Below are 3519 nucleotides of genomic sequence, written 5' to 3'. Positions count from 1 at the left end.
ATGCGCCGGATAGCACGCTTGCATAGTCGCCCTCCCAGATATGGCCGTACTGGTCGGGATCGGTGCGCAGACAATCGCGGCGCTCCTGTTCGAGTTCTGCAGGCAGCCAGGGATTGTCGCTCCAGTTGGCGCGCACCACCGTGGCGCCGGTTGGCAACTCCCTGCCGCGCAGCATGACATCGACGGGATCGGTCTTTCGCCTCGGGTTCCAGGAGAACCACAGCTCCGAGCCCGGTGCCCGGATGGTGGGGCGAAGCAGGGCGAGGGAGGTGATCGACAGCGTTTGTGCCTCCTCGACCCAGGCACGCTTGAAGCCTTCCAGCGACTTGATGGAGTCGGCGGTGTGGTCCTGCATGCCCTGGAAGGTGATCAGCCCGTCGCCAGGCGTCTCGATGACTTCACGGAATACCTTGAAGCCATCGGCCTCGCCCAACCGGCAGACGGCAAGTTTGTCCTCGAGCAGTCGCTTTGCCGAATCCTTCAGGCTCTTCTGGACCTCACGGATGCAGACCGAGCGCAGGCCAGCCTCGGCAAGGCTGTCCTCAATCAGCAGACCGGCAAAGAAGTGGGACTTGCCGGAACCGAGGCCGCCATGCGCGCCCTTGTAGCGGGCGGGGGGCAGCAGCGTCTCGAAGACAGTGGCTGTTTCGATCTGAAGGACGGACAAGTCGCCGGCCGATCTCTATTCGGGCTCGACGGCCAGGTGGGGAATGGTCCTTGGCGCTGGTCGGTCAGGCGGCGATACGATGATGCGCCTGACGACGCTGATCCTGACCGGATTGTTCTCGACGCCGCCATGCTCGTTGACGATGGTTTCTTTCCAGCCCATTCGCGTCTTTGCCCAGAAGATGGCAGCGGTAACCGATTGCGGGCCGTCGCCGGTCGCCTTCTTGAACAGGCTCTGCGCGACAGCCGAATTGGCTTTCACGTGGCCAAGGTCGAGTTCGGAGCGGTAGTGCTTGCGCAACGTCTTCGGATCGATGCCGATCACCTTGGCGATGCCAAGCTCCGGAATGCCGTAACCGGCCATTGCCTCGACCTGGCGGCGCAGGGCGGGATCGGGAGTGTGGACCGGACGGGCCATGTCAGTGCTCCTCGAAGCTGCCAGCGGCAAAGGCCGCGCTTTCCCCGAAACGGGCCTCCTGGAGGCCGATTCCCGATGATGGCCGGTCCTGGGGCTCTGGAGTGCCGGGGGAAGGGCGCTGTTCCAGATCAGCCTCCAGCAGTCTTGTTCTGGCAGCGGCAATCTCGGCAAAGGTCTTGCCGTCGCTGTCCAGGATCGCTGCCTGGCCGGTAAACGCCTGCCACCGCGTCACCGCGACATCGACATAGGTTGGATTGAGTTCGATGGCGTGACATGAGCGCCCTGTCGTCTCGGCGGCGATGATCGTAGTGCCGGACCCCGAGAACGGTTCGTAGACCGCCTGGCCCGGCGAGGAATTGTTCTCGATCGGGCGACGCATGCACTCGACCGGCTTCTGCGTTCCGTGGCCGGTCTCGGACTTGCGATGCGGGATCGCCCAGACCGTCGTTTGCTTGCGGTCGCCGTTCCAGTGGCCCTTCCTGCCTTTGCGGACGGCGTACCAGGCCGGTTCATGTTGCCAATGATAGTCGCCGCGGCCGATCACCAGGCGGGTCTTGTCCCAGATGATCTGCGAGCGCACTGCAAAGCCGCTGGCTTCGAGGCTGGCGGCGACGGTGGATGCGTGCAGCGCGCCATGCCAGACATAGGCGACATCGCCCGGAAAGAGCGCCCAGGCTTCGCGCCAGTCGGCGCGGTCGTCATTCAGCACCTTGCCTTTGGCGAGGCCATGACCATCGCCGAACCGCCCGCGCCATGCCGGATCATAGCTGACGCCATACGGTGGATCGGAAACCAGCAGATGGGGCTTCACGCCGGCAAGCACCCTCTCGACATCGGCGGCGTCCGTGCTGTCGCCACAGACCAGTCGGTGTCTACCCATGATCCAGACATCGCCGGGGAGGGAGGTCGGCTGCTTCGGCGCTTCGGGAATGTCGTCGGGATCGGTCAGGCCGGGATTGCCGGCGCCGGTCAGTGCGGCGATCTCCAGCTCATCAAAGCCGGTGAGCGAGAGATCGAAGCCGAGGCTGGCCAGATCGTCGAGCTCGATGCCGAGCAACTCGGAATCCCATCCGGCATTCAAAGCCAGCTTGTTGTCGGCGATGATCAGCGCACGCTTCTGCGCCTCGGAGAGGCCTGCAAGCTCGATGACCGGCACGGTTGCCATGTCGAGCTGCCTTGCCGCCAGCAGTCGTCCGTGGCCGGCAATGATGCCATTGTCACCGTCCACCAGGATCGGGTTTGTCCAGCCGAACTCGCGGATCGATGCCGCGATCTGCGCAACCTGTGCCTCGCTATGCGTCCTGGCATTCTTGGCGAACGGGATCAGAGCCGCGGCAGCGCGGTAGTCAACCGAAAGAGGAGTGATACCCACCGTGCACGCCACATCCAAATTGGGAGGGGAGCGGGCAATCTTTTCATGACGTGTGTCCATGGCCATTCCAGCCGCGCGAAGCTTCCGGATAATATCATCACGTATAACCTATTGAAATATCGACATTATTTCTCATTTGTTCGCGTCACAACGCAGGCTTGCGTCCGAGTGCGATCAAACGGATGTCATTCTGCAGGAACCAAGGGGTCCGTCGGAGATTGCTTCGTCAGGTCGAAGGACATGATGAGATTCCAAACCCAGGAGAAAACGATGATTTTGCTCAAGACCATTACAGGGGCGTCCGTCGCCTTGATGCTGGCGGCTGCACCAGCTTCAGCCCAGACTGAAACCACTATACCAACACCGACCACGCCCACGGAAAGCACCACGACACCGGCCCAGCCTGGCGGCATGGAGTCTGACGCCATGCGGCAGATCGTCCGCGAGATGGTCCGCGAGATGATGCACGACGGGTCACTGCGTGAAGGACGCCGCGATGACGACCGGAACTGGAAGAAGGGAAGGCGCCACCATGATGCCGATTGGCGCGGCGGGGGCCGGATGCATGATCGCCGCGGCGGGAACCGCGACGGCATGCGTTCGGCCATGATGCATGGCGCTGGCATGCGCATGATGTTCGCCATCGTAGACGCTGACGGCGACGGCGCGCTGTCGCTGGCCGAGATACAGGACTTTCATGGCCGCATCTTCAAGGCGGTGGACGAGAATGGCGACGGCAAGGTCGAGATGACCGAGATCGAGGCGTTCGTCCATGGTGCTCCGGAAGGGCCGGATGACGACGACGCCAATTAGCTGATCGTTGTCCCGCTGTCCCACGACCTTGAGAGTGGGACAGCGGGGCACTTGTTCCCAAAGATCTCTGATGGCCGTCAGATGAATCTTGTCGAAGTGTTCGTCCCGCTCAACCGAGGGGACGGAAGTCCGGTCAAACCAAAAGAAATCCAGGAACTGGTGCGCCGGCTTGCAGACCGCTTCGGCGGGGCGACGGCATTTTCTCGTGCGCCAGCCGATGGACTCTGGAAGGACGGCAGCGAGATGTCGC

4 protein-coding genes are annotated in these 3519 nt (G+C 62.7%); 1 reads left to right on the top strand and 3 read right to left on the bottom strand.

The annotated features are described in order from the left end of the window. From ABLE71_RS25795 to ABLE71_RS25785, 3 genes are all read right to left on the bottom strand, one after another. A partial coding sequence (locus ABLE71_RS25795; protein WP_348786348.1) for a phage terminase large subunit occupies positions 1-667 on the bottom strand: 667 nt, incomplete at its 3' end. 15 nt (positions 668-682) lie between these two features. Beyond that, on the bottom strand, positions 683-1084 hold the full coding sequence (locus ABLE71_RS25790) for a hypothetical protein (RefSeq protein ID WP_348786347.1): 402 nt from the start codon (positions 1082-1084) through the stop codon (positions 683-685). A gap of 1 nt (position 1085) precedes the next feature. Next, on the bottom strand, positions 1086-2456 hold the full coding sequence (locus ABLE71_RS25785) for a site-specific DNA-methyltransferase (RefSeq protein WP_348786346.1): 1371 nt from the start codon (positions 2454-2456) through the stop codon (positions 1086-1088). Between the two features lie 270 nt (positions 2457-2726). Here ABLE71_RS25785 and ABLE71_RS25780 point away from each other — a divergent pair, with 270 nt between their 5' ends. Then, positions 2727-3269, top strand: a complete 543-nt coding sequence (locus tag ABLE71_RS25780) for an EF-hand domain-containing protein (protein WP_348786345.1) — start codon at positions 2727-2729, stop codon at positions 3267-3269. Positions 3270-3519 lie beyond the last annotated feature (250 nt).

The sequence above is a fragment of the Mesorhizobium sp. KR9-304 genome (genome assembly GCF_040049215.1).
GTDB lineage: Bacteria > Pseudomonadota > Alphaproteobacteria > Rhizobiales > Rhizobiaceae > Mesorhizobium_K.
This window is presented reverse-complemented; position numbering and strand designations above follow the sequence as displayed.

Bases quoted from the DNA above. Each gene is read 5' to 3' on its own strand.
- ABLE71_RS25780 (WP_348786345.1), top strand. From the start codon at position 2,727: ATGATTTTGCTCAAGACCATTACAGGGGCGTCCGTCGCCTTGATGCTG.
- ABLE71_RS25790 (WP_348786347.1), bottom strand. From the start codon at position 1,084: ATGGCCCGTCCGGTCCACACTCCCGATCCCGCCCTGCGCCGCCAGGTC.